Below are 2268 nucleotides of genomic sequence, written 5' to 3' on the forward strand. Positions count from 1 at the left end.
CTGTGGAAGGCCGCCGATATCATCGCCAAGGTGCGCGCACCCAATGAGACCGAGCTGAAGCGGCTCAACAAATCCAAGACGCTGATTTCCTTCTTTAATCCGGGCGGCAATGAAGAAGGGCTGGAGCTCGCCAAATCCAAGGGCGCCACCGTGATCGCCATGGAAATGGTGCCGCGTATCAGCCGCGCGCAGAAGATGGACGCGCTGAGTTCCATGGCCAATATCGCCGGCTACCGTGCGGTGATTGAGGCGGGCAACAACTTTGATCGGTTCTTCACCGGCCAGATCACAGCGGCGGGCAAGGTGCCCCCGGCCAAGGTTCTGGTGGTGGGCGCAGGTGTTGCGGGCCTCGCGGCGATCGGCACCTCCACCTCGCTGGGCGCGGTCACCTACGCCTTTGACGTGCGCCCCGAAGTGGCCGAGCAGGTCGAGTCGATGGGTGCCGAGTTTGTCTATCTCGACTTTGAGGAAGAACAGCAGGATGGGGCCGCTACCGGCGGCTATGCCTCTGTATCGAGCCCGGAATTCCGCGAGGCCCAGTTGGCCAAATTCCGCGAGCTGGCACCGGAGGTGGACATCGTCATCACCACCGCGCTGATCCCCAACCGCGAGGCCCCCAAGCTCTGGCTGGCGGACATGGTCGCGGCGATGAAGCGCGGCTCGGTCATCGTCGACCTTGCGGCCGAGCGGGGCGGCAATGTCGAGGGCACCGTGCGGGACGAAAAAATCGTCACCGACAACGGTGTGACCATCATCGGCTACACCGACTTCCCCAGCCGGATGGCGAGCCAGTCCTCCAGCCTCTATGCCACCAACATCCGCCACATGATGACCGATCTGACCCCGGAAAAGGACGGTCAGGTGGTGCATGACATGGAGGATGACGTGATCCGCGGGGCCACCGTGACCCATGCAGGCGAGATCACCTTCCCGCCGCCGCCGCCCAAGGTGCAAGCCATTGCGGCGCAAAAGAAACCCGAACCACCCAAGGAGCTGACGGCCGAGGAAAAACGCGCCCAGGAGGTGGCGGCCTTCAAGCAGCAGACCAAGAATCAGGTCACATTGCTGGCGGTGGGGGCTGCGTTGTTGCTGACCGTTGGGCTGGTGGCCCCGGCGAGCTTCATGCAGCACTTCATCGTCTTTGTGCTCTCGGTCTTTGTCGGCTTTCAGGTGATCTGGAACGTCTCGCACAGCCTGCACACGCCGTTGATGGCGGTCACAAATGCGATCTCTTCGATCATCATTCTCGGTGCCCTGATGCAGATCGGCTCTGGCTCGTGGCTGGTGATTTTCCTCGCGGCCCTCAGCGTTTTTATGGCTGGGATCAATATCTTCGGCGGCTTCCTCGTGACACGGCGCATGCTCGCCATGTTCCAGAAATCCTAAGGGAGGAGAGATCATGGACTTTGGATTCACGACGGCGGCCTATGTGGTCGCGGCGGTTCTCTTTATCCTTTCGCTTGGCGGGCTCTCGGGCCAGGAAAGCGCCAAACGCGCGGTCTGGTACGGCATTACCGGCATGGCGCTGGCGGTGTTTGCAACGCTCATCGGGCCGGGCTCTGGCCTGTGGTTCCTGTCGCTGGTGCTGATCGGCGCGGGCGGCGTGATCGGCTATATGCTGGCCTCGAAGGTCGAGATGACCCAAATGCCGGAACTGGTGGCGGGCATGCATGCGCTGGTGGGTCTGGCCGCCGTGCTGGTGGGTTTTAACGCCCATATCGAACTGGGCCGGGTGCTGGCGATGGACGAAGGCGCGCGCAAAACGCTCGAAGGCTTTGCCGCCCTCTTGGCCAAGAAAGACAGCATTGAGGTCAACATCTTGCGGGTGGAGGTCTTCCTTGGGGTCTTTATCGGGGCGGTGACCTTCACGGGCTCGGTGATTGCCTATGGCAAGCTCTCGGGCAAGGTCTCCTCGGCGGCGACCAAACTGCCCGGTGGGCATCTCCTGAACATCGGCGCGGCGGGGATCTCGCTTCTGTGCCTGTTTTGGTATCTGGGCGCAGGCGGCATGCTGCCGCTGGTGCTGATGACGCTGGCGGCCTTGTTCATCGGCTATCACCTGATCATGGGCATTGGTGGTGCGGATATGCCGGTGGTGGTCTCCATGCTGAACAGCTACTCCGGCTGGGCGGCGGCGGCGATTGGCTTTAGCCTTGGCAATGATCTGTTGATCGTGGTCGGCGCGCTGGTGGGCTCTTCGGGGGCGATCCTGAGCTACATCATGTGCAAGGCGATGAACCGCTCGTTTGTCTCGGTGATCCTTGGCGG

Annotated in this window: 2 protein-coding genes; both read left to right on the plus strand. The window is 62.1% G+C overall.

What is annotated here, in order from left to right:
• The coding region (locus UB90_RS22310) for a Re/Si-specific NAD(P)(+) transhydrogenase subunit alpha (protein WP_065332090.1) at positions 1-1386 on the plus strand (1386 nt) is incomplete at its 5' end.
• Positions 1387-1399: 13 nt separating this feature from the next.
• Positions 1400-2268 (plus strand): NAD(P)(+) transhydrogenase (Re/Si-specific) subunit beta (locus UB90_RS22315; RefSeq protein ID WP_204166606.1); only part of this gene is annotated, 869 nt, incomplete at its 3' end.

Origin of the sequence: Tritonibacter mobilis (assembly GCF_001681715.1) — a bacterium.
GTDB classification, from domain to species: domain Bacteria; phylum Pseudomonadota; class Alphaproteobacteria; order Rhodobacterales; family Rhodobacteraceae; genus Epibacterium; species Epibacterium mobile.